The organism is Streptomyces sp. NPDC086989 (assembly GCF_044745505.1).
Lineage (GTDB): Bacteria > Actinomycetota > Actinomycetes > Streptomycetales > Streptomycetaceae > Streptomyces.
Genome location: NZ_JBIVAL010000006.1, coordinates 332,256 through 352,152, shown reverse-complemented (window position 1 = coordinate 352,152; position 19,897 = coordinate 332,256). Strand labels below are relative to the sequence as shown.

Sequence of the window (19,897 nt, the reverse complement as noted above, 5' to 3'; positions counted from 1 at the left end):
TGAAACGAGGCGGGTCTACGGTCGTTGCATGCCTTCCGCTCATACCGGGGCGCCCGTCATCACGGGTGCCTCCACCCCGTCGTCCCCCGCCACACCGGAACCGCACTCCCCCGGCCGCCCCGGCTACCGCCGCATGAGCCTCGCGCTCTTCGCCGCCGGACTCGCGACGTTCGCCCTCCTCTACTCCACCCAGGCGCTGCTGCCCGCGATCTCCGAGGGCTTCGGGGTGACGGCGGGTCAGGCCAGTTGGACGGTGTCCGCGGCCACCGGCGCCCTCGCCCTGTTCGTGCTGCCGCTCAGCGCGCTCTCCGAGCGCTTCGGGCGGACCCGGATGATGACGGTCTCCATGCTGGTCGCGGTCGGCGTCGGGCTGCTCGTGCCGTTCGCGCCGAACCTGGAGTGGCTGGTGGCGCTGCGCGCCGTGCAGGGTGCGGCGATCGCCGGCATCCCGGCCTCCGCGATGGCGTACCTGGCGGAGGAGGTCAAGCCGAAGGCGCTGGTGGGTGCGATCGGCCTGTTCGTGGCGGGCAATTCCATCGGCGGCATGAGCGGCCGCCTCGTCACCGGCTGGGCGGCGCAGGCCTGGGGCTGGCGCGGCGGGCTGCTGGCGGTCGGCGTCATGGCGCTGGCCTGCGCGGGCGCCTTCCTGGTCATGCTCCCCCGGGCCCGGTTCTTCCGGCCGGCCTCGCTGAACCCGCGCGCGGTCGGCCGTACCGTCGCCGGCCACCTGCGCGATCCGCTGCTGCTGCGGCTGTACGGGATCGGCGCGCTGTTCATGACCGTGTTCGGCGCCGTGTACACCGTCATCGGCTACCGGCTCGCCGAGAAGCCGTTCTCCCTGGGCCAGGGCGTGATCGGGTCGGTCTTCCTCGTCTACCTGGTCGGCACGGTCTCCTCGGCCGCCGCCGGGCAGCTGGTGGCCCGCGCGGGGCGGCGCGGGGCGCTGTACCTGGCGGTGACCACGACCGCGCTCGGGCTGCTGCTGTCCCTGTCGGACTCGCTCGCGGCGATCCTGGCCGGGCTGGTCCTGATCACCGCCGGCTTCTTCGCGGGCCACGCCGTGGCGTCCGCGGCGGTGAGCCGGACGGCGACGTCGGGGCGCGCGCAGGCCTCGGCGCTGTACCAGTCGGCGTACTACCTGGGGTCGAGCGCGGGCGGCACGCTCGGCGCGCTCGCCTACCACTCGGCGGGCTGGGCGGCCACGGTGGGCATCGCGCTGCTGGCGGTGCTCGGCGTCGTGTCGATCACCCTGTACGGCTCGCACGCGGCGCGGGCGCAGCGCCGCCCGGGTGTGCTGGCAGCCGCTCGCTGAAGCGGTCCGGTACGCCGCTCGCGGATCCGTCCGTACGGCATCGGTACGAGGTGATTTACGGAGCCCGGAGGCGCAAGCCGCCCCGGGCTCCGGCGCGTTGGCCCTCTCCGCCGGGCAGGAATGGCGGGAGTGGGAGGGAGTACGGCATGCGGATGCCTACGAGGCGACGTGCGGCGGCGGTGTGCGGGGCGGTGGCGCTCGCGGCTTCACTGGTGGCCGGCGGGGGCGGGACGGCGCAGGCCGCCGGCTCGTGCAACACGACCACGGGGCCGTACCAGCGGCAGGTGGAGCAGTTCCTGGGGCGGCCGGTGGACGGGGCGCAGTCCGCGGCCGACTGCCAGGCGATCAGGGCGTTCCAGGCGCAGCACGGCATCACCCCGACCGCGGGGTACGCCGGGCCGCTGACCTGGCAGGCGATGAGCGTCATGCTGGCGCAGCGGGCGGCGGACAGCACGCCGAACCGGGACGGGAAGTGCCCGGTGGACCTGGGCCGGATCGCGTGCGTCGACCTGACGCGCCAGCTCAGCTGGGTCCAGGACGGCGCCGTGCTGAAGTACGGGCCCGTCCCGGTCCGCACCGGGAAGGACGGCACCGAGACCCGGACCGGCCTGAAGCGGATCTACTCCCGCAGCATCGACCACTGGTCGACGATCTACGACGTGCCGATGCCGTACGCGCAGTTCTTCGACGGCGGGATCGCCTTCCACTCCGTCGACAAGAGCATGTGGAACCCGCCGGGGTCGGGGGGCTGCGTGAACATGCGGCTCGCGGACGCGAGGGCGTACTGGAACCTGCTGGCCAAGGGCGACGACGTGTTCGTCTACGGCCGCAAGCCCGGCACGTAGCACGTCGTGCGGGAACGGCTTCCGGCTGCTGCGGGAACGGCTTCCGGCTGCCGTTGTCGGACCCCTCCGGTAGCTTGCGGAGTATCGGATCTACTGGGGGACGACAGCCATGAGTGACCTCGCGACCGGCACCGCGACCGCCCCGGAGTCCGACCTGGATGCGGCGATGGACCGCTACCGGGTCGAGCTCACCGGCTACTGCTACCGCATGCTCGGCTCTTCCTTCGACGCCGAGGACGCGGTGCAGGACACGTACGTCCGCGCCTGGCGCAGCCACGCGAAGTTCGAGGGCCGCTCCTCGCTGCGGTCCTGGCTGTACCGGATCGCCACGAACGTCTGCCTGGACCAGCTGAGCGCGGGCAACAGGCGGGCCCGCCCGATGGACCTCGGCGCCCCGCAGCACCAGGCCTCCGCGATCCTGAACGAGCGGCCCGAGGTGACCTGGCTGGAGCCGGTCCCGGACGGGCGGGTGCTGCCGCAGACCGCGGATCCGGCGGAGATGGCGCTGGCGAGGGAGTCCGTGCGGCTGGCGTTCGTGGCGGCGCTCCAGCACCTGCCGGCCAAGCAGCGGGCGGTGCTGATCCTGCGCGAGGTGCTGGCGTGGAGGGCGGACGAGGTCGCGGCGCTGCTGGAGACGACGGTGGCGTCGGTGAACAGCGCCCTCCAGCGGGCCCGGGCGACGATGTCGGCGACGCGGGTGCGCGAGAGCGATGCGGCGGACCCGCTGGACGCGGAGCAGGTGAAGCTGCTGGAGCAGTACCTGTCGGCCTTCGAGGCGTACGACATCTCCCGGCTGACCACCCTGCTGCACGACGACGCGGTGCTGTCGATGCCGCCGTTCGACCTGTGGCTGCGGGGCCGGGCGGACATCGCGGCCTGGCACCTGAACCAGGGCATCGGCTGCAAGGGCTCCCGCCTGGTCCCGACCACGGCCAACGGCCTGCCGGCGTTCGGCCAGTACCGGCCGCGGGCGGACGGGGGGCGGGGGCACGTGCCGTGGGCGCTCCAGGTCCTGGAGATCTCAGACGGCAAGATCGTCGGGCTCAACGCCTTCCTGGACACCGCCCGCTGGTTCCCGCTCTTCGGGCTCCCCGAGGAGCTCGGCGAGTCCGACGAGGCCGAGCAGGGCGCGTAGGGCGGGCGGGGCGCCGTCCACCCGCAGCGGCCGTCCCCGGGCGGTCAGCCGCAGCCGGGCCAGGGCCTCGACGGCGCGCAGGTCCGGCGCGGTGACGGCTGAGGCGTCGCACACCACCGCCTGCGCGCCGTCGTCGTACAGCCGGGCCAGGTGCGCGCACAGCAGCACGGCGTCGCGTGCGGTCGGGCCGGGTCCGGGCAGCACGAGTCGGGTGATCTCCATGAGGGGATGACCGGACCGCGGTGCGGAACTCATCGGTGCCCGCCGGCGCCGGCCCGCCCGGCACGACGAAGCCCTCCCCCGCCTGCGGCGCCGTGGGCGCGGGAGGCGGGGAAGGGCTCGGCGGACGGTCCTACGCGATGCGGTCCAGGACGATCGGCGTTGCGGTGAACGCCGTGCCGGCCGGGGCGATGTCGTAGGTGCCCTCCAGGGAGGCCAGCGCGTAGTCGAACTTCTCCGGGGTGTCCGTGTGCAGCGTCATCAGCGGCTGTCCGGCCACGACGGTGTCGCCCGGCTTGGCGTGGAGCTCGATGCCCGCGCCCGCCTGCACCGGGTCCTCCTTGCGTGCGCGGCCGGCGCCCAGGCGCCAGGCGCCGACGCCCACGCCGTAGGCGTCCAGGCGGGTCAGGACGCCGGACTCGGGGGCGGTGACCACGTGCTGCTCGCGGGCGACGGGCAGGGCCGCGTCCGGGTCGCCGCCCTGGGCCGCGATCATCCGGCGCCAGACGTCCATGGCGGAGCCGTCGGCCAGGGCCTTGGCCGGGTCGGCGTCCTTGATGCCCGCCGCGTCCAGCATCTCCTTGGCGAGCGCGATGGTCAGCTCGACCACGTCGGAGGGGCCGCCGCCGGCGAGGACCTCGACGGACTCGCGGATCTCCAGGGCGTTGCCGGCGGTCAGGCCGAGCGGGGTGGACATGTCGGTGAGCAGGGCGATCGTCTTGACGCCGCTGTCGGTGCCGAGGGCGACCATCGTGGAGGCGAGCTCGCGCGCGTCCTCGATGTTCTTCATGAACGCGCCGGTGCCGACCTTCACGTCGAGGACGAGCGAGCCCGTGCCCTCGGCGATCTTCTTCGACATGATCGAGGAGGCGATCAGCGGGATGGCCTCGACCGTGCCCGTGACGTCGCGCAGGGCGTACAGCTTCTTGTCGGCGGGGGCCAGGCCGTCGCCCGCCGCGCAGATGACCGCGCCGGTGGTGTCCAGGACGTGCAGCATCTCCTCGTTGGAGAGCAGCGCGCGCCAGCCGGGGATGGACTCGAGCTTGTCCAGGGTGCCGCCGGTGTGGCCGAGGCCGCGGCCCGACAGCTGCGGCACGGCCGCGCCGCAGGCGGCGACGAGCGGGGCCAGCGGGAGGGTGATCTTGTCGCCGACGCCGCCCGTGGAGTGCTTGTCGGCGGTCGGGCGGGAAAGGGAGTCGAAGTTCATCCGCTCGCCCGACGCGATCATCGCGGCGGTCCAGCGCTTGATCTCGGCCCGGTTCATGCCGTTCAGCAGGATGGCCATCGCCAGCGCCGACATCTGCTCGTCCGCGACGACACCGCGCGTGTACGCGTCGATGACCCAGTCGATCTGCTCCGGGCTCAGCTCGCCGCGGTCCCGCTTCGTACGGATGACGGAGATGACGTCCATGTGGTGCTTCCTTCTACGCGCATAGAGAGGGGGTGAGGAGAGGGGTCCGCAGAAGTGCGACGGCCCTTCGCCCGGCAGGGCGAAGGGCCGTCGGCACGGCTATCTCAGGTGGTCCGGCCCGAAGGCCTGCGGCAGCATCTCGGCCAGCGGGAGGATCCCGTTCGGGGTCTCCACCAGCAGTTCCGGTCCGCCGAACTCGAAGAGCAGCTGGCGGCAGCGGCCGCACGGGACGAGGATCTCGCCCTTGCCGTCGACGCAGGTGAAGTGCGTCAGGCGGCCGCCGCCCGTGGCCTGGAGGGAGGAGACCAGCCCGCACTCGGCGCACAGGCCGAGCCCGTAGCTGGCGTTCTCCACGTTGCAGCCGACCACGGTGCGGCCGTCGTCGACCCGGGCGGCGACACCGACCGGGAAGCCCGAGTACGGGGCGTACGCGCGGGACATGGCGTCCCGGGCGGCCGCGCGCAGGGCTTCCCAGTCCACGTCGGTCACTTGCCCTGGCCCTTGCGGTACGGCAGGCCGTCGGCCTTGGGCATCCGCAGCCGCTGCGAGGACAGCGCGAGCACGAGGAGCGTCGTGACGTACGGGGCGGCGTCGACGAACTGGCTCGGGACGGAGTCGGTCAGCGTGTACCAGACGAACAGACCGGCGGCGCACGCAGCGGCGATGGCGGCCTGGAAGTGCTTGCGCTTGTACAGCTGCCAGACGACGACCGCGACGAGGAGGATCGCGAGGAGCAGCAGCATCGCGTGGACGTTCTCGGCGCCACCGCGCAGCCGGAGGCTGTAGGTGAAGCCGAAGAGGCCCGAACCCAGCGCCATGCCGCCCGGCATCCAGTTGCCGAAGATCATGGCGGCGAGACCGATGTAGCCGCGGCCGCCGGTCTGGCCCTCCTGGTAGATGCCGGTGGAGACGATCGCGAGGAACGCGCCGCCGAGGCCGGCCATCGCGCCGGAGACGATCACGGCGATGTACTTGTACTTGTAGACGTTGACGCCGAGGGACTCGGCGGCGACGGGGTTCTCACCGCAGGAGCGCAGGCGCAGACCGAAGGCGGTGCGCCACAGCACCCACCAGGTGGCGGGGATCAGCAGGATCGCGACGACGGTCAGCAGGGACAGGTTGGTGACCAGACCGCCGATCACACCGGCGATGTCCGAGATCAGGAACCAGTGCTTGGCCTGGAGCGTGGCCATCCAGTCCGACAACCCCGGGACGGTGATCTCCGTGATCGGGTCGATGCGGGGGGACTGCTTGGAGGAACCGCCCGGGACCTTGTCGAAGGTGAAGTTCGACAGGTACTGGGTGAAGCCGACGGCCAGGATGTTGACCGCCACACCGGAGACGATGTGGTTGACGTTGAACGTCACCGTGATGATCGCGTGGAGCAGGCCGCCGAGGGCGCCGCCGATGATGCCCACGAGCACACCGGTCCAGGGGCCCCACTGGTAGCCGGCCCAGGCGCCGAACCAGGTGCCGAGGATCATCATGCCTTCGAGGCCGATGTTGACCACGCCAGCACGCTCGGCCCACAGGCCGCCGAGGCCCGCGAGGGCGATCGGCACGGCGAGCTGGATCGTGCCCGAGATCTGACCGACGGAGGTCAGGTCCTGGGCGCCGGAGATGACGCGGACCAGCGAGATCAGGGCGAGTCCGCCCGCGCTGATCAACAGGATCCAGGGCAGGGTGAGCTTGCGGCGGCCGCCGCCCTTCTTGGGCGCGGCGCTCGTCGCGGAAACGGTGCTGGTGCTCACGCCGCGACCTCCTTGTTGTCGGTCTTGAGGGCGTGCCCGGCGGCCAGCTCCTGGCCGACCTTCTGCTGCTGGCGGCGGATGCCGTAGCGGCGGACGAGCTCGTAGCTGACGACGACCGCGATCACGATCAGACCCTGCATGATCACGCCGATTTCCTGGGCGTAGCCGTTCTGGTCGAGCCCGGCGGACGTCTGCTTGATGAAGGCGAGCAGGAACGCGGAGAAGAGGATGCCGATCGGGTTGTTGCGGCCGAGCAGCGCGACGGTGATGCCGGTGAAGCCGATGCCCAGGGGGAAGGACAGGTTGTACGTGTGGGACTCGCCGAGCAGCAGCGGCATGCCGGTCAGGCCGGCGACCGCGCCCGAGATGAGCATCGCGGTCATGATCATCTTCTTGGCGTCCACGCCGGAGGCCTGCGCGGCGGACTCGCTGGAGCCGGTGGCCCGCAGGTCGAAGCCGAAGCGGGTCCGGTTGAGCACGAACCAGTAGACGATGCCGAGGGCGAAGGCCACGAAGGTGAAGCCGTAGATGTCGCCACCAGGCAGGGAGAGGGCCGGGAACCAGCCCGACTCCGGGATGTCGCCGGTCGTCAGGTCGTTCGAGCCCGCAGGCTGGACACCGAGGTTCTTCGGCAGGATCAGCCAGGCGATCAGGGAGGTCGCGATGGCGTTGAGCATGATCGTGGAGACGACCTCGCTCACGCCGCGCTTGGCCTTGAGGATGCCCGCGATGCCGGCCCAGAAGGCACCGGTGACCATGGCGACGAGCACGATCAGCAGGATGTGCAGCGGCCCGGGCAGCGAGACCGAGGCGCCGACCACGGCGGAGATCACCGCCGCGAGACGGTACTGGCCGTCCACGCCGATGTTGAAGAGGTTCATCCGGAAGCCGATGGCCACGGCCAGGGCTGCCAGGAAGTAGATGCCGGCCTGGTTGACGATCAGGACCTGGATGTCCTCATAGCCGGCCTGTTCGACCATGATGCGCAGCGGTTCGATCGGGTCCACGCCCGAGGCCGCCAGCACGATCATGGTCAGTACGAAGGCGCTGATCAGTGCGAGCGCCGGGCCGGCGGCCGCCAGGAGCAGCCGGTCCTTGTCGAATTTCTTCATCGGGCCTCGTCCTCCGTCGTGTCACCGTCGGCAGCGGCGGAAGGGTTGTCGGTGGCTTCCAGGTGTCCGCGGGCGGCACCCGTCATGGCGGTGCCGAGCTCCTCGGGCGTGATGGTCGCCGGGTCGGCGTCCGCGACCAGGCGGCCGCGGTAGATGACGCGCAGGGTGTCGGACAGGCCGATCAGCTCGTCCAGGTCGGCGGAGATCAGCAGCACGGCCAGGCCCTCGCGGCGGGCCTCGCGGATCGCGTCCCAGATCTGCGCCTGCGCGCCGACGTCCACACCGCGGGTGGGGTGGGCGGCGATGAGGAACTTCGGGGCGTGGCTCATCTCGCGGCCGACGATCAGCTTCTGCTGGTTGCCTCCGGAGAGGGAGGCCGCGGTGACCTCGATGCCCGGGGTGCGGACGTCGTACTCGCGCACGATCCGCTCGGTGTCCTTGCGGGCGGCCTTCGGGTCGAGGATGCCGCGCTTGGAGTTGGGCGCCTCAGTGACGTGGCCGAGGATGCGGTTCTCCCAGAGCGGGGACTCCAGCAGCAGGGCGTGGCGGTGGCGGTCCTCGGGGATGTAGCCGATGCCCCCCTCGCGGCGCTTGCGCGTCGGCGCGCCGGAGATGTCCTTGCCGTCGAGGGTGATGACGCCGCCGTCCGGCAGGCTCATGCCCATGAGGGCCTCGATGAGCTCCGTCTGGCCGTTGCCCTCGACACCGGCGATGCCGAGGACCTCGCCCTTGTGGATGGTGAAGTCGATGCCGGCGAGCACCTCGCGGACGACGCCGTCGGGGTCGGTGTCGGTCAGGCGCAGGTCCTGGACCTTGAGCATCGCCACGTCGGTGACCGTCGACTCGCGGGTCTCGGGCGTGGGCAGCTCGCTGCCGACCATCAGCTCGGCGAGCTGCTTGGTGGTGGCGGTCTTCGGGTCGGCGGTGCCGACCGTGGTGCCGCGGCGGATGACGGTGATGTCGTCCGCGACCTTCAGCACCTCACCGAGCTTGTGCGAGATGAAGATGACGGTCAGGCCCTCGGCCTTGAGCTCGCGCAGGTTGTCGAAGAGCGCGTCCACTTCCTGCGGCACGAGCACCGCGGTGGGCTCGTCGAGGATGAGGGTGCGCGCACCGCGGTAGAGGACCTTGAGGATCTCCACGCGCTGCCGGTCGGCGACGCCGAGGTCCTCGACCAGCGCGTCGGGGCGCACGCCGAGGCCGTAGGCGTCCGAGATCTCCATGATCTTCTTGCGGGCCTTGGCGCCGATGCCGTACAGCTTCTCGCCGCCGAGAACCACGTTCTCCAGGACGGTGAGGTTGTCGGCGAGCATGAAGTGCTGGTGCACCATGCCGATGCCGCGGGCGATGGCCTCGCCGGGGTTGTTGAAGGAGACCTGTTCCCCGTCGATGGCGATGGTGCCCTCGTCCGGCTTCTGCATGCCGTAGAGGATCTTCATCAGGGTCGACTTGCCGGCACCGTTCTCACCGATGAGGGCGTGGACCGTGCCCTTGCGGACGGTGATGGCGATGTCCTTGTTGGCGACGACGCCTGGGAAGCGCTTGGTGATGCCGTTGAGTTCTACGGCGGGGGGGCTGGACGCGTTGATGACGCACTCTCCTTGGCGCGAAAGGAGCTTTTAAAAGCCTTGTGGCAGGGGGACAGGGCGGGGAGAGAAGGTATCGCGTCCACGATGCCTCTACGCGCGTAGCACTGTCGAAAGTGAAAACTTGTGACCATGCAGGTCACAAGCCTCACGGACGCGGTTCGGGGCCCGGGAGCGGTTGAGACCGCGTTCCCGGACCCCGAGACCGTTACTTCACGTCAGGGACGGCCTTACGGGGCGGTCTTGACGGTGATCTTCTTGGCGATGATGTCGGCCTTGGCCTTCTCCACCGCGGCGATGACGTCGGCCATCTTCTTGTACTCGGGGTTGGAGTCGGCCAGGCCGACACCGCCCTTGTCCAGGCCGTAGCGGATCTCACCGGTCGCCGGGGTGCCGTCCTGGACCGACTTGATCTCGTTGTAGACCGCGTCGGAGACGTCCTTGGTGACCGAGGTCAGGATGTGGTCCTTGTACTTCGACAGACCGGCCTGGTTGTACTGGTCCGAGTCGACGCCGATGGCCCACTTGCCCGCGTTGGCGGTGGCCTCGATCGCACCCGAACCGGCGAGACCGGCGGCGGCGTAGATCACGTCGGCGCCGCTGTCGAGCTGGCCCTTGGCGGTGGCCTTGCCGAGGTCGGGCTTGGCGAAACCGGTGAAGTCCGGCGGCTGGGTCAGGTAGGCCGACAGCACCTTGGCGTTCGGGTTGGTGTCCTTGACGCCCTGGGTGAAGCCCGCCTCGAACTTCTTGATCAGCGGAACCTCGACACCGCCGATGAAGCCGACCGTGCCGGTCTTCGAGGCCTTGGCGGCGGCGACGCCGGCCAGGTAGGAGCCCTGCTCCTCGTTGAAGACCAGGTTCGCGATGTTCGGGCCGGTCACCGAGGTGTCGTCGATGAGACCGAAGGTCGTCTTCGGGAACTTCTCGGCGACCTTCTTGATGGCCGGGGCGTAGGCGAAGCCGACGCCGATGACCGGGTTGTTGCCCTTGCGCGCGAGCTCGGTGAGGCGCTGGACCTTGTCGGCCTCGCTCTCGCCCTCGGTGGGCTCGGCCTCCGCGGTCTTGACCTTCAGTTCCTTCGCGGCCTTCTCGAGACCCGCGTACGCGGCGTCGTTGAAGGACTGGTCACCACGGCCGCCGATGTCGTAGGCGAGGGCAACGGACTTGGCACCGCCCGACTCCGAGGGGGAGGAGGAGGTGTCCGACGACTTCTTTCCGCCACAGGCGGTGGCCGAGAGGGCCAGCGCCGCGGACGCGAGGCCCACGGTGGCGATCCTGGTGATCCGGCGCAAGGGGAGGCTCCTTCAAAACCTGACCGAAGCGCCACGACCGGCGCTGGTTTCGCGGCGATCGTAACGCGCGTAGATGTCAGTTAAAGGCCCGTTCATGAGTCGTTATCGGATCGTCGTGAATCGGACAGTGACCGAACGGTAACTCTCCACCTGTCCGGCCCTTGTGTACCAAGGGCCGGACAGGTGTGATCGCAGGCGCTCAGATGTTGTAAGAATTTTTACCCGATCGGCCGGGATCGACGTCCGTCGAGCAGGGCGGCGGCCGTGAAGAACTCCACGCCCACCCCGATCGCGGACTCGTCCACGTCGAAGTCGCCCCGGTGCAGGTCCCGCTTGGCGCTCGCGCCCGGGGCGTGCACACCGAGCCTGGCCATGGCTCCCGGCACGTGTTCCAGGTACCAGGAGAAGTCCTCGCCGCCGAGGCTCTGCTCGGTGTCCTCGATCGACTCCTTGCCGAGCCGGGCCGCCATCGACTCCCGCAGCAGCTCCGTGATCACCGGGTCGTTGACGACGGGCGGGACCCCGCGCACGTAGGTGATCTCCGACTTGGCGCGGTGCATTGCGGCGATCTCGTCGATCGCGGCGTGGATCTGGTCGGGTGCCTCGTGCCAGGCGTTGATGTCGAGGCAGCGAATCGTTCCGGACAGCTCGGCGTGCATCGGGATCACGTTGCAGGCGTGCCCGGCCTCGATCCGGCCCCAGGTGACCGACATGCCCGAGCGGGCGTCCATCCGGCGGGACAGGACGGCCGGCAGATCGACGGCGACCCGTGCGGCGGCGGTCACGAGATCGGTGGTCAGGTGCGGCCGGGCGGTGTGCCCGCCGGGACCGGCGAGCGCGATCTCCAGCCTGTCGCAGGCGGACGTAATGGCTCCGGTCCGCAGTCCGATCTTCCCGGCGTCGACCCGCGGGTCGCAGTGCACCGCGATGATGCGGCCCACGCCGTCCAGGACGCCCGCGGCGATGGCGTCGGTGGCCCCGCCGGGCAGCACCTCCTCGGCGGGCTGGAACAGCAGCCGGACGGGGCGGGGCAGCAGGCCCTGCCGGTCGAGGTCGGCGAGGACGAGTCCGGCGCCGAGGACGACGGCGGTGTGCACGTCGTGGCCGCAGGCGTGGGCGCGGTCGGGGAAGGTCGAGCGGTACGCGACGTGCGTCTTGGTGTCCGGAATGGGCAGGGCGTCGATGTCCGCGCGCAGGGCCAGCATCGGCCGGCCCCCGTCCCACGTGCCCACGTCACAGATGAGGCCGGTTCCGGACTTGAGTACGCGTGGGCGCAGGCCCGCTTTCTCCAGCCGGGCCTTGATCGCCGCCGTGGTGCGGAACTCCTGGTGTCCTAGCTCGGGGTGCATGTGCAAGTCCCGGCGGAAGGCGATCAGTTCGGCGCGCAGGTGGTCCGGAAGCTTGCCGGGCAGCTCGGGCCGGTCGGGCGTGCCGGGCAGGGCGGTCTGGGACTCGCGGGACATCAACTGGTTCACCCGTTGAAGGGTAGGCGCACGGATGGCTCAACTGGCCGGAGATCACCAAAAGTTCATGCCGTTAGGGGAAAAAAACCAGACCTCTGGACGCATGACCGGATGCGCCCGGGGGTAAACTCGCGCGCTCATCCGGCCGCAGAGGCCGTCTGGGCAGGGAGTCTGTGCACATCACGGGCGGTCTCCGTGACCCCGGCGAGGAAGGTGCGGGCCCGCGGCGAGGCGGAGCCCGTGAGCCAGGCGGGGTCGACATCGCATACGGCGACGGTCACACCGGTACCGGTCAGCGCGTACGGCAGGGTGTGGACGACCGTGGACGGAAAGCTGACGATCGTTCGGCCGACCGGTCCGCGCCGGGCGATCAGCTCCAGCGGCAGGTCCGGCCGGACGATCTCCAGCCCGGTCGCCTCGCTGAGCAGCCGGAGTTTCTCCGGGGACTCCCGGCGGTGCGCGAAGTAGCGGGTGGCTCCGTGCTCCAGGGTCAGGGCGCGTACGGCGTCCAGATAGCGGGCCGGGTCGACCACACCGGTCTCCACGAGGGAGGTGCCGACGAGGTCGGTGCCCTTGGTCAGGCGCGGCGGGCCGAACCGGGACCGGGTCCAGGCGAACTCGTTGACGCGCAGCGTCATCGCGCCGTGGACGGTGACGGGCATCGAGCTGAACACCTCGACGCGCCGCCCCGTACCCGCGGCCGGGGTGAAACGGCGCCGGGCGTTGGCCGAGACCGGCGCGTACGCGAGCTCGCGGACGCGGCCGGGCAGGCCTCCGCCGCCGACCCGGTGCCAGCGGACGAGGCGTTCGCCGCGGGCGGTCTGGGCGACGAACTCCATGGTGGCGGTGCCGTCGTCGACCACCACGAGCTCCTCGGCCCGTACGAGGGTGAGCAGCAGCTGCACGTAGCGGGAGAAGGGGTCCCCGACCACGACCCGGCGGGCCGCGCGCACGTCCCGGGCGAGTGCGGCCAGCGCCCTGAACGGGGCGAGGTGGCCGCCGCGGGCCTCCTGCCAGCGCACCTCGTACCCCTCGTCCCGCGCCAGAGCGGCCATCCGGCGCAGCTGCCCGCGGGACATCGGGTCGGTGGGGGGCAGGACGACGATCCGCAGCCGGGCCGCCGCACCGGCCGGACGCTCCGGGGCGCCGGCCGTCCCGTCGGCGGCCGTCCCGTCGGCGGCCCCGGGCTGCGGGGCCGGGCCGCGTGCGGCGCGGCTGGGCTGGCGGGGGACCGCGTCGAGCAGGGGGGCACCGCCCGGCGGGGACACGGCTTCGGTGTGCGCCCACTCCAGCACGTTCAGGAGCTGGACCGGACTCTCGACGAAAGCCAGGGTGGAGGCTGAGGGGGTCACCACGTACTCCTCGTCTGGGGCGGGGCGGGCGTCGTACGGGACGGGCCGCGGGTTCAGACCGAGGCGAGTACGCCCTGGACCCGGCGGAGCTTCTTCATGGGGCCGAGCTCGGAGTCGTAGACGCGCTTGATGCCGTCGCCGAGGGCGGTCTCGATGGTGCGGATGTCGCGGACCAGGCGGGTCAGGCCGCCGGGCTCCACGGAGGCGGCCTGGTCGGAGCCCCACATGGCGCGGTCGAGGGTGATGTGCCGCTCGACGAAGGTGGCGCCGAGGGCGACCGCCGCGAGGGTGGTCTGCAGGCCGGTCTCGTGGCCGGAGTAGCCGATCGGGACGTTGGGGTACTCCTCCTGGAGGGTGTTGATCACCCGCAGGTTGAGCTCCTCGGCCTTGGCCGGGTACGTGGAAGTGGCGTGGCACAGGAGGATGTTGTCGCTGCCGAGGACCTCCACCGCGTGCCGGATCTGGCGCGGGGTGGACATGCCGGTGGAGAGGACGACGGTGCGGCCGGTGGCGCGCAGGGCGCGCAGCAGCTCGTCGTCGGTGAGGGAGGCGGAGGCCACCTTGTGGGCGGGGACGTCGAACCTCTCCAGGAAGGCGACGGCCTCGGTGTCCCACGGGGAGGCGAACCAGTCGATGCCGCGCTTGGCGCAGTGCTCGTCGATGGAGCGGTACTCGGCCTCGCCGAACTCCACGCGGTGCCGGTAGTCGATGTACGTCATCCGGCCCCAGGGGGTGTCGCGCTCGATGTCCCACTGGTCGCGCGGGGTGCAGATCTCCGGGGTGCGCTTCTGGAACTTGACGGCGTCGCAGCCCGCTTCGGCGGCGGCGTCGATGAGGGCGAACGCGTTGCCGAGGTCGCCGTTGTGGTTGATGCCGATCTCACCGACGACGTAGACGGGGCGGCCGGGGCCGGCGGTGCGCGAGCCGAAGGTGCGCAGGCGGGAGTTGGGGGTGGCGACGGTCATGGCAGCTGAGGTCCTTCGTTCGGTGCGCGGGGGTGCGGAGGGGGTGTGAACAGGGGGGCGAGGAGGCGGGCCCGGGCCAGGTCGTGCGGGTCGTCGATCTCCAGGACCCGGGCGGGGTCGGTGGCGACGGGCAGGGTGCGCCCGAAGAAGCGGTGCCGGGCGCTGCGGAAGCCGGCGGCGTCCATGGCGTAGGCGGCGCCGGTCTCCAGCAGGTCCCGGGGGCGGTCCTGCCGTCGGGGGCGTACGGCCTTGTCGTGGTTGACGCCGGCGGCGTCGCCGTCGGCCTCGCGCCAGAGGAAGCCGTGGAACGGGGCGACGGTCAGGGCCGAGTCGGCCGCGCCGGTGGCGACGGCGGCGGCGACCGACTCGACGTCGGAGGAGGTCAGGAAGGGGCTGGTGCACTGGACGAGGAGGACGACGTCCACGGTGACGGAGTGGAGTTCCTCGAAGGCGTCGAGCGCGTGCAGTACGGCGGCTTCGCTGCTCGCGGTGTCCCCGGAGATCGCCGCGGGCCGCCGGATCGTGTCGGCCCCGGCGGCGCGGGCGGCGTCGGCGATGGGCCCGGCGTCGGTCGAGACCACGACGTCGGTGACGGTGGCGGCGCCCCGGCAGGCCTGCACGGCCCGTACGACGAGGGGGACTCCGGCCACCTCGGCGAGGTTCTTGCCGGGGACTCCCCTGGACCCGCCCCGGGCCGGGATCACCGCCAGCACCCGGGGCCGCACGCTGGAGCCCGCGGCCGGGTCCGGGGCGGGGCGCACGGTGGTGCTCGCCGTGGTGTCCCCGGCGGTCGTCGCAGGCGTGCCCGCGGGCCGGGTCACAGTTCGCCCAGCCGGCGGATCATCGGGGCCACGCGCTGCACCCCGTGCCGGTACACCCCGCGGGCGGCCTCGCGCAGGTGCGCACGGAGCCGCCGGCGCAGCCGGGACCGACCACCGCTCTCGCGGACGGCGCCGGGCAGCGGGGTCCCGTCGGGGGCGAGGTGGTACCGGGCCAGGATCCCGGGTAGGTACCCGGGCGCGGTGACCCGTGTGTAGAAGGGGGCGACGGCCGGGAGCACCCCGCGCCCCAGCAGTTCGTCGAGGCGGGCGCGGGCGGCTCCGAAGGCGCCCTCGGCGCCGGTCACGCCCTGGTCGGCGAGCCAGTCCGGGTCGCCCTGCGGCAGCAGGCCGGCGTCGAGCTGGTCCCAGGAGGCCAGGCAGCCCGAGCCGAGGAAGTGGTGGTTGCCGAGCACCTCGCGGATGCCGAGGTCGGTGAGGACGGCCGTCGGGATGCCGCGGTGCAGGGATTCCAGGGCGGCCGTGGAGGAGACGGTGACCAGCAGGTCCGTGCCGTCCAGGACCTCGCCCATGTTCCCGTACACCAGACGGCAGTTGGCGGGCAGTCCGCCGGGGATCCGCTCGGCGAGCCGCTGGTACGGCTGTTCCTCCAGGTGGGTGGTGTGCTCCCCGGGGCGGCTGCGCAGCTTGATCAGCACCTCGCGCCCGGGGTGCAGCCGGGCGTGCCGGGCGGCGCGCTCCAGCAGGTAGGCGCGGTCGGTGCGGCTTTCGGGCACGGACGGCTGGACGGCGAAGACGACGGTGTGGGCGCGGTCGCCGACGCGCTCGTACGCCGCTCCGCCCAGGAACGGCAGTGCCGTCTCCGTGACGGCGCCGGCGTCGGCGCCGACGCCCTCGTACACCGCGCGGAAGCGTCCCGCGTCGTGGCGGGAGTTGGCGAGGACGAGGTCGGCGCCGTGCCGCAGCAGCAGCCCGTCGGCGAGCTTCTCGTACACGACGCCCACGTACCCGGTGACGAGCACGGGCCGGGCGGCCGGCTCGGGCCACAGGGCGCGGACCCCGTGCAGCACGGCCTGGACGGCCCCGCCGACGAGGGCGAGGACGAGGACGTCGTACCGCTCGCGCTCGACCTCCGCGAGGAACTGTGCGCAGGTCACCTCAGAGAGCCGGTCCGCCCGGACGCCCACTTCGCCGAGCTGGCGCGCGGTCGGGGTGGCCCGGCCGCGGAGCAGGTATCCGGTGAGGTGCGGCTGCGTCGCGAGGCGGCGGGCGGTGAGTGCGCCCCATTTCCAACGCGTATCGGAATCGGCGAGTACGGCGATGCGAAGGGCAGAACCGGGATGAGTACGAGATGCTGCGCGATTGCTGGCTGGCACCCGGCAGAAGCTATTCCGCGATTTCGGTGATCGGCCCAACGAACGCACAACAGCGGGTTAACAACCCGTCGACTTAATGCGAAACCGCACCGGTTAACGCGCCCGCCCTGCGTCGTTCACATGGAATCCGCATTCGAGCCATGGTGAATGCCGGACGGCGCCTTAATGTCTCGCAGGTGCTCAAGCTCTCTGTTGTCGTGCCGTTCTACAACGTGCAGACATACGCACCGGATGCCCTGAAAAGCCTCGAACTCAACGCCCGGGACGATTTCGAGTTCCTGCTCGTCGACGACCGCTCCACGGACGGGACGCCCGAACTCCTGGAGCGGGCTGCGCGCGAACTGCCGGGGGCGGTGCTCCTCCGGCACGGACGCAACGGCGGCCTGGCCACGGCCCGGAACACCGGCCTGGACGCGGCCCGGGGCGAATACCTCGCCTTCCTGGACGGCGACGACTGGCTGGCGCCCGGCCATCTCGCCCGCACGCTGGCCATCATAGAGGCTCTGAACTGCGATTTCGTCCGCAACGACCATGTCCAGGTGACGGGCCGGAGCCGCAGCGTGCAGCGTGTCCCCTACGGCCCGCAGCTGGTCGTCGGCGATCCGCGCGCCGGGATCCCGCCCGCTTCCCGGGCGACTTCGGTCGACTACCCGTATGCCTGGGCCGGCATGTACCACCGGCGCCTGCTGGACCGCGGGCTGCTGCACTTCACCGACGGGCTGCGGACGGCCGAGGACCGGCCGTGGATCTGGCGGCTGCACCGGGAGGCCCGCTCGTTCGCGGCGATCGGGCAGCCGGGGATCTTCTACCGGCGCGGCGTGGCGACCTCATTGACGCAGATCAAGGACGAGCGCCAGCTCGATTTCATCAAGGCATTCGACCAGGTTCTGGCGGAGACGGCCGAGGATCACGACAGCGATCTTCTCCTGCCGAAAGCCGTCCGAACATATTGTGCAATTATCGCGCACCATATCGGGTCCATCGAAAGGTTCGAACCGGCCGTGGCCAAGAAACTCCGTTCGATGAGCACGGCCGCCCTCGGACGCATGCCCCAGGACGTCCTGGACCATGTTCTGAACTCGATGGACGCGGACCGGTCCGGCCTGCTGCGCCGTCTGCGCCGCCGCCCGGCGCGAACGGGAGCCGCTGCCTGATGGCCGCTCCGAGCACCGCGTGCACCCAGATCTTCCTCGCCTCCACCCTCTACGGCATGGCCACGCTCGCCGCCGGCATCGACGCGGGCAGCTTCCCGCCGGCCGGCCGCCGCATCCTGCTCACCAGCAACCACTCCCTCACCGCCGAGATCTCCCCCGGCCTCGCCGACATGCCGGGCTTCGCCGCCCTGCGCACCCGCTTCGACGAGGTGCTCGACTGGAACGCCGCCATCGCCCCGCAGCACCCGAGCACCTGGGCGCCCCGCCCCGAGGACGTCCCCCTGTGGGAGCGGCAGCTGCGGGCCGTGTGGGGACTGGGCGAGGACCGCGTCGAGCTCATCGTGGAGTCCATCCAGGTCCCGCCCGCCCGGACCCTGTGCACGCTCTTCCCCGGCGCCGCCGTCGACGTCTACGCCGACGGGCTGATGAGCTACGGACCCACCCGCTTCCGCCTCGACCCGCAGCTCGGCATGCGCGTGCGCCGCGTCCTGCACCTGGACCTGGTGCCGGGACTGGAACCGCTGCTGCTCACCGAGTTCGACGTACGGCCGGAACTCGTCCCGGCCGCCGAGTTCCTGAAGGTCCTCGCCGAACTCCCCTCGGACGGGCCCGGGCCGGCCGGCGCGTGCGAGGTGGCCGGCGCCGGCGAGGCCCCCGCGCTGCTGCTGGGCCAGTACCTCTCCGCCCTGGAACTCCTCTCCCCGCAGGAGGAGGAGGACCTGCACGTGGAGATGGTCCGCGGCGCGCACGCCCTCGGCCATCGCGAACTCGTCTTCAAAGCCCACCCCAGCGCGCCCGCCGAGTACTCCCGCCGCGCCGAGGCCGAGGCCGGGCGGCTCGGCGCCCGCCTCACCGTCGTGACCGCCCCGGTGCTCGCCGAGACCCTCTACCAGCGGCTGCGCCCGGCCCTGGTCGTCGGCTGCTTCTCCACCGGGTTGCTGACCGCCGCCACCCTGTACGGACTGCCGGTCGCGCGCACCGGGACCGAGGCCGTACTGGCCCGCCTCACCCCGTACCAGAACAGCAACCGGATCCCGCTGACGCTGGTCGACGCGCTGCTCCCCGCGCTCACCGACGCCCGGGCCGTCGCCCGCTGGAGCGCGCCCGGCCCCGAGGAGGTCGGGGGGACGCTGACCGGACTGCTCACCGCGGTCGGGTTCACCATGCAGCCGCAGATCCTGGCGTCACGCCGCGCGGAGGCCGAACGGTATCTGGCCGCCTGTCTGGACGACCGGACCTGGCGCTACTTCACACGGCGTCGGCTGACCACGCTCGGGCTGCCCGGCGGCATCCCGGCCCAGCTGTCCTTCCTGCCGGCGAGCCCGGCCGTGCGCCGCGTGGTCCGCCGGCTGCGCCGGCTGCGGGCGGCCCGCACCGGGTGAGCACCGCCGCGCGCGGCCTCAGCTGACGGCGAGCTTGGCGGCGAAGCCGAGGAAGAGGACGCCCGCGGCCGAGGTGGCCCCGGCCGAGAGCCGCTTGCGGCGGCGGAACGCTGCGGACAGCCGGGTTCCGCCGAAGATCAGCAGAGTGAGGTAGAGGAAGCTGCCGAGCTGGAGCAGCGTGCCCAGCAGGAGGAACGAGAGCGCCGGGTAGGCGTACGAGGGATCCACGAACTGCACGAAGAAGGAGACGAGGAACAGGATCGCCTTGGGGTTGAAGAGGCTGATCAGCAGCGCCCGCCGGTACGGCTTCTCCCCCTCGCCGCCGTCCACGGCCGCCGCGTCGGCCGTGCCGGCTCCGGCGTGGTCGGCCTGCCCCGCCCGCTCGGTCCGCTCGGTCAGCTCCGTCCGCTCGGTCCGCGAACGCCACAGCGCCCACGCCCCGCGCAACATGGCGACGGCGAGCCAGGTCAGGTAGCCGGCGCCGAGCAGTTTGACGATGCCGAAGGCCACCGGGCTGGCCTGGAGCAGCGCCCCCGCCCCGGCGGCGGCGAGCACCATCAGCACGGCGTCGCCGGTGAACACCCCGGCGGCGGCCTTGTACCCGGTGCGCACGCCGCGACGGGCCGCGACGGAGAGCACGTACAGCGAGTTCGGCCCCGGCAGCAAAATGATCAGTATGAGCCCGACGAGGTAGGTCGGCAGATCGGTGACACCCAGCATGGGCAGGAGTGTCCCATAGGGACGCTCCTGACGTGGCTGGATT

17 protein-coding genes and 1 pseudogene are annotated in these 19,897 nt (G+C 71.6%); 5 read left to right on the top strand and 13 right to left on the bottom strand.

Annotated elements, in window-relative coordinates:
• Positions 1-28 precede the first annotated feature (28 nt).
• From ACIPK4_RS17185 to ACIPK4_RS17175, 3 genes are all read left to right on the top strand, one after another.
• Complete coding sequence (locus ACIPK4_RS17185) at positions 29-1,312, top strand: MFS transporter (RefSeq protein ID WP_402313406.1); 1,284 nt, start codon at positions 29-31, stop codon at positions 1,310-1,312.
• Between the two features lie 146 nt (positions 1,313-1,458).
• Positions 1,459-2,157, top strand: coding sequence for a L,D-transpeptidase family protein (locus tag ACIPK4_RS17180; RefSeq protein ID WP_402313404.1), 699 nt, complete (start codon positions 1,459-1,461; stop codon positions 2,155-2,157).
• A 109-nt stretch (positions 2,158-2,266) separates the two neighbouring features.
• Positions 2,267-3,292, top strand: coding sequence for a sigma-70 family RNA polymerase sigma factor (locus ACIPK4_RS17175; protein ID WP_402313402.1), 1,026 nt, complete (start codon positions 2,267-2,269; stop codon positions 3,290-3,292).
• Here ACIPK4_RS17175 and ACIPK4_RS17170 read toward each other — a convergent pair.
• The 12 genes and pseudogenes from ACIPK4_RS17170 to ACIPK4_RS17115 all read right to left on the bottom strand — a co-directional run bounded on the left by ACIPK4_RS17170 (position 3,179) and on the right by ACIPK4_RS17115 (position 16,598).
• The gene (locus ACIPK4_RS17170; RefSeq protein WP_402313400.1) at positions 3,179-3,514 is read right to left on the bottom strand and encodes an STAS domain-containing protein; all 336 of its coding nucleotides are present in this window, start codon (positions 3,512-3,514) and stop codon (positions 3,179-3,181) included. The two genes, ACIPK4_RS17175 and ACIPK4_RS17170, sit on opposite strands and share 114 nt — an antisense overlap.
• A gap of 130 nt (positions 3,515-3,644) precedes the next feature.
• Complete coding sequence (locus ACIPK4_RS17165; RefSeq protein ID WP_054221197.1) at positions 3,645-4,922, bottom strand: thymidine phosphorylase; 1,278 nt, start codon at positions 4,920-4,922, stop codon at positions 3,645-3,647.
• Positions 4,923-5,021: 99 nt separating this feature from the next.
• Complete coding sequence (locus ACIPK4_RS17160) at positions 5,022-5,411, bottom strand: cytidine deaminase (protein WP_054221198.1); 390 nt, start codon at positions 5,409-5,411, stop codon at positions 5,022-5,024.
• Positions 5,408-6,673: an ABC transporter permease gene (locus ACIPK4_RS17155; protein ID WP_402313397.1), complete on the bottom strand. Its 1,266-nt coding sequence runs from the start codon at positions 6,671-6,673 to the stop codon at positions 5,408-5,410. The genes ACIPK4_RS17160 and ACIPK4_RS17155 overlap by 4 nt, the downstream gene beginning before the upstream one ends.
• The gene (locus ACIPK4_RS17150) at positions 6,670-7,785 is read right to left on the bottom strand and encodes an ABC transporter permease (protein WP_402313395.1); all 1,116 of its coding nucleotides are present in this window, start codon (positions 7,783-7,785) and stop codon (positions 6,670-6,672) included. The genes ACIPK4_RS17155 and ACIPK4_RS17150 overlap by 4 nt, the downstream gene beginning before the upstream one ends.
• Positions 7,782-9,374, bottom strand: a complete 1,593-nt coding sequence (locus ACIPK4_RS17145; protein WP_376197676.1) for an ABC transporter ATP-binding protein — start codon at positions 9,372-9,374, stop codon at positions 7,782-7,784. The genes ACIPK4_RS17150 and ACIPK4_RS17145 overlap by 4 nt, the downstream gene beginning before the upstream one ends.
• A 227-nt stretch (positions 9,375-9,601) precedes the next feature.
• A complete protein-coding gene (locus tag ACIPK4_RS17140; protein ID WP_402313394.1) occupies positions 9,602-10,663 on the bottom strand; it encodes a BMP family protein in 1,062 nt (353 codons plus the stop codon).
• Between the two features lie 218 nt (positions 10,664-10,881).
• Positions 10,882-12,126, bottom strand: coding sequence for an amidohydrolase (locus tag ACIPK4_RS17135; RefSeq protein ID WP_402313670.1), 1,245 nt, complete (start codon positions 12,124-12,126; stop codon positions 10,882-10,884).
• Positions 12,127-12,263: 137 nt separating this feature from the next.
• Entirely contained in the window at positions 12,264-13,478 is a 1,215-nt protein-coding gene (locus ACIPK4_RS17130; RefSeq protein WP_402313392.1) for a hypothetical protein, read from the bottom strand.
• Between the two features lie 53 nt (positions 13,479-13,531).
• A complete protein-coding gene (locus tag ACIPK4_RS17125; protein WP_402313390.1) occupies positions 13,532-14,443 on the bottom strand; it encodes an N-acetylneuraminate synthase family protein in 912 nt (303 codons plus the stop codon).
• A 47-nt stretch (positions 14,444-14,490) separates the two neighbouring features.
• Positions 14,491-15,204, bottom strand: a pseudogene (locus ACIPK4_RS17120) (cytidylyltransferase domain-containing protein); the annotation flags it as partial.
• Positions 15,205-15,260: 56 nt separating this feature from the next.
• Positions 15,261-16,598 (bottom strand): DUF6716 putative glycosyltransferase, encoded by a 1,338-nt coding sequence (locus tag ACIPK4_RS17115; RefSeq protein WP_402313389.1) that lies wholly within the window; start codon positions 16,596-16,598, stop codon positions 15,261-15,263.
• A 176-nt stretch (positions 16,599-16,774) separates the two neighbouring features.
• Between ACIPK4_RS17115 and ACIPK4_RS17110 the strand changes: the two genes are divergently transcribed.
• Positions 16,775-17,752, top strand: a complete 978-nt coding sequence (locus tag ACIPK4_RS17110; protein ID WP_402313668.1) for a glycosyltransferase family 2 protein — start codon at positions 16,775-16,777, stop codon at positions 17,750-17,752.
• Positions 17,752-19,134 (top strand): polysialyltransferase family glycosyltransferase, encoded by a 1,383-nt coding sequence (locus tag ACIPK4_RS17105; protein ID WP_402313387.1) that lies wholly within the window; start codon positions 17,752-17,754, stop codon positions 19,132-19,134. The genes ACIPK4_RS17110 and ACIPK4_RS17105 overlap by 1 nt, the downstream gene beginning before the upstream one ends.
• 18 nt (positions 19,135-19,152) lie before the next feature.
• Here the strand turns inward: ACIPK4_RS17105 and leuE are convergent, their stop codons facing one another.
• The gene (leuE, locus tag ACIPK4_RS17100) at positions 19,153-19,854 is read right to left on the bottom strand and encodes a leucine efflux protein LeuE (protein WP_402313385.1); all 702 of its coding nucleotides are present in this window, start codon (positions 19,852-19,854) and stop codon (positions 19,153-19,155) included.
• Positions 19,855-19,897 lie beyond the last annotated feature (43 nt).

Bases quoted from the DNA above. Each gene is read 5' to 3' on its own strand.
- ACIPK4_RS17105 (WP_402313387.1), top strand. From the start codon at position 17,752: ATGGCCGCTCCGAGCACCGCGTGCACCCAGATCTTCCTCGCCTCCACC.
- ACIPK4_RS17150 (WP_402313395.1), bottom strand. From the start codon at position 7,785: ATGAAGAAATTCGACAAGGACCGGCTGCTCCTGGCGGCCGCCGGCCCG.
- leuE (WP_402313385.1), bottom strand. From the start codon at position 19,854: ATGCTGGGTGTCACCGATCTGCCGACCTACCTCGTCGGGCTCATACTG.
- ACIPK4_RS17175 (WP_402313402.1), top strand. From the start codon at position 2,267: ATGAGTGACCTCGCGACCGGCACCGCGACCGCCCCGGAGTCCGACCTG.
- ACIPK4_RS17185 (WP_402313406.1), top strand. From the start codon at position 29: ATGCCTTCCGCTCATACCGGGGCGCCCGTCATCACGGGTGCCTCCACC.
- ACIPK4_RS17180 (WP_402313404.1), top strand. From the start codon at position 1,459: ATGCGGATGCCTACGAGGCGACGTGCGGCGGCGGTGTGCGGGGCGGTG.
- ACIPK4_RS17170 (WP_402313400.1), bottom strand. From the start codon at position 3,514: ATGGAGATCACCCGACTCGTGCTGCCCGGACCCGGCCCGACCGCACGC.
- ACIPK4_RS17125 (WP_402313390.1), bottom strand. From the start codon at position 14,443: ATGACCGTCGCCACCCCCAACTCCCGCCTGCGCACCTTCGGCTCGCGC.
- ACIPK4_RS17165 (WP_054221197.1), bottom strand. From the start codon at position 4,922: ATGGACGTCATCTCCGTCATCCGTACGAAGCGGGACCGCGGCGAGCTG.
- ACIPK4_RS17135 (WP_402313670.1), bottom strand. From the start codon at position 12,126: ATGTCCCGCGAGTCCCAGACCGCCCTGCCCGGCACGCCCGACCGGCCC.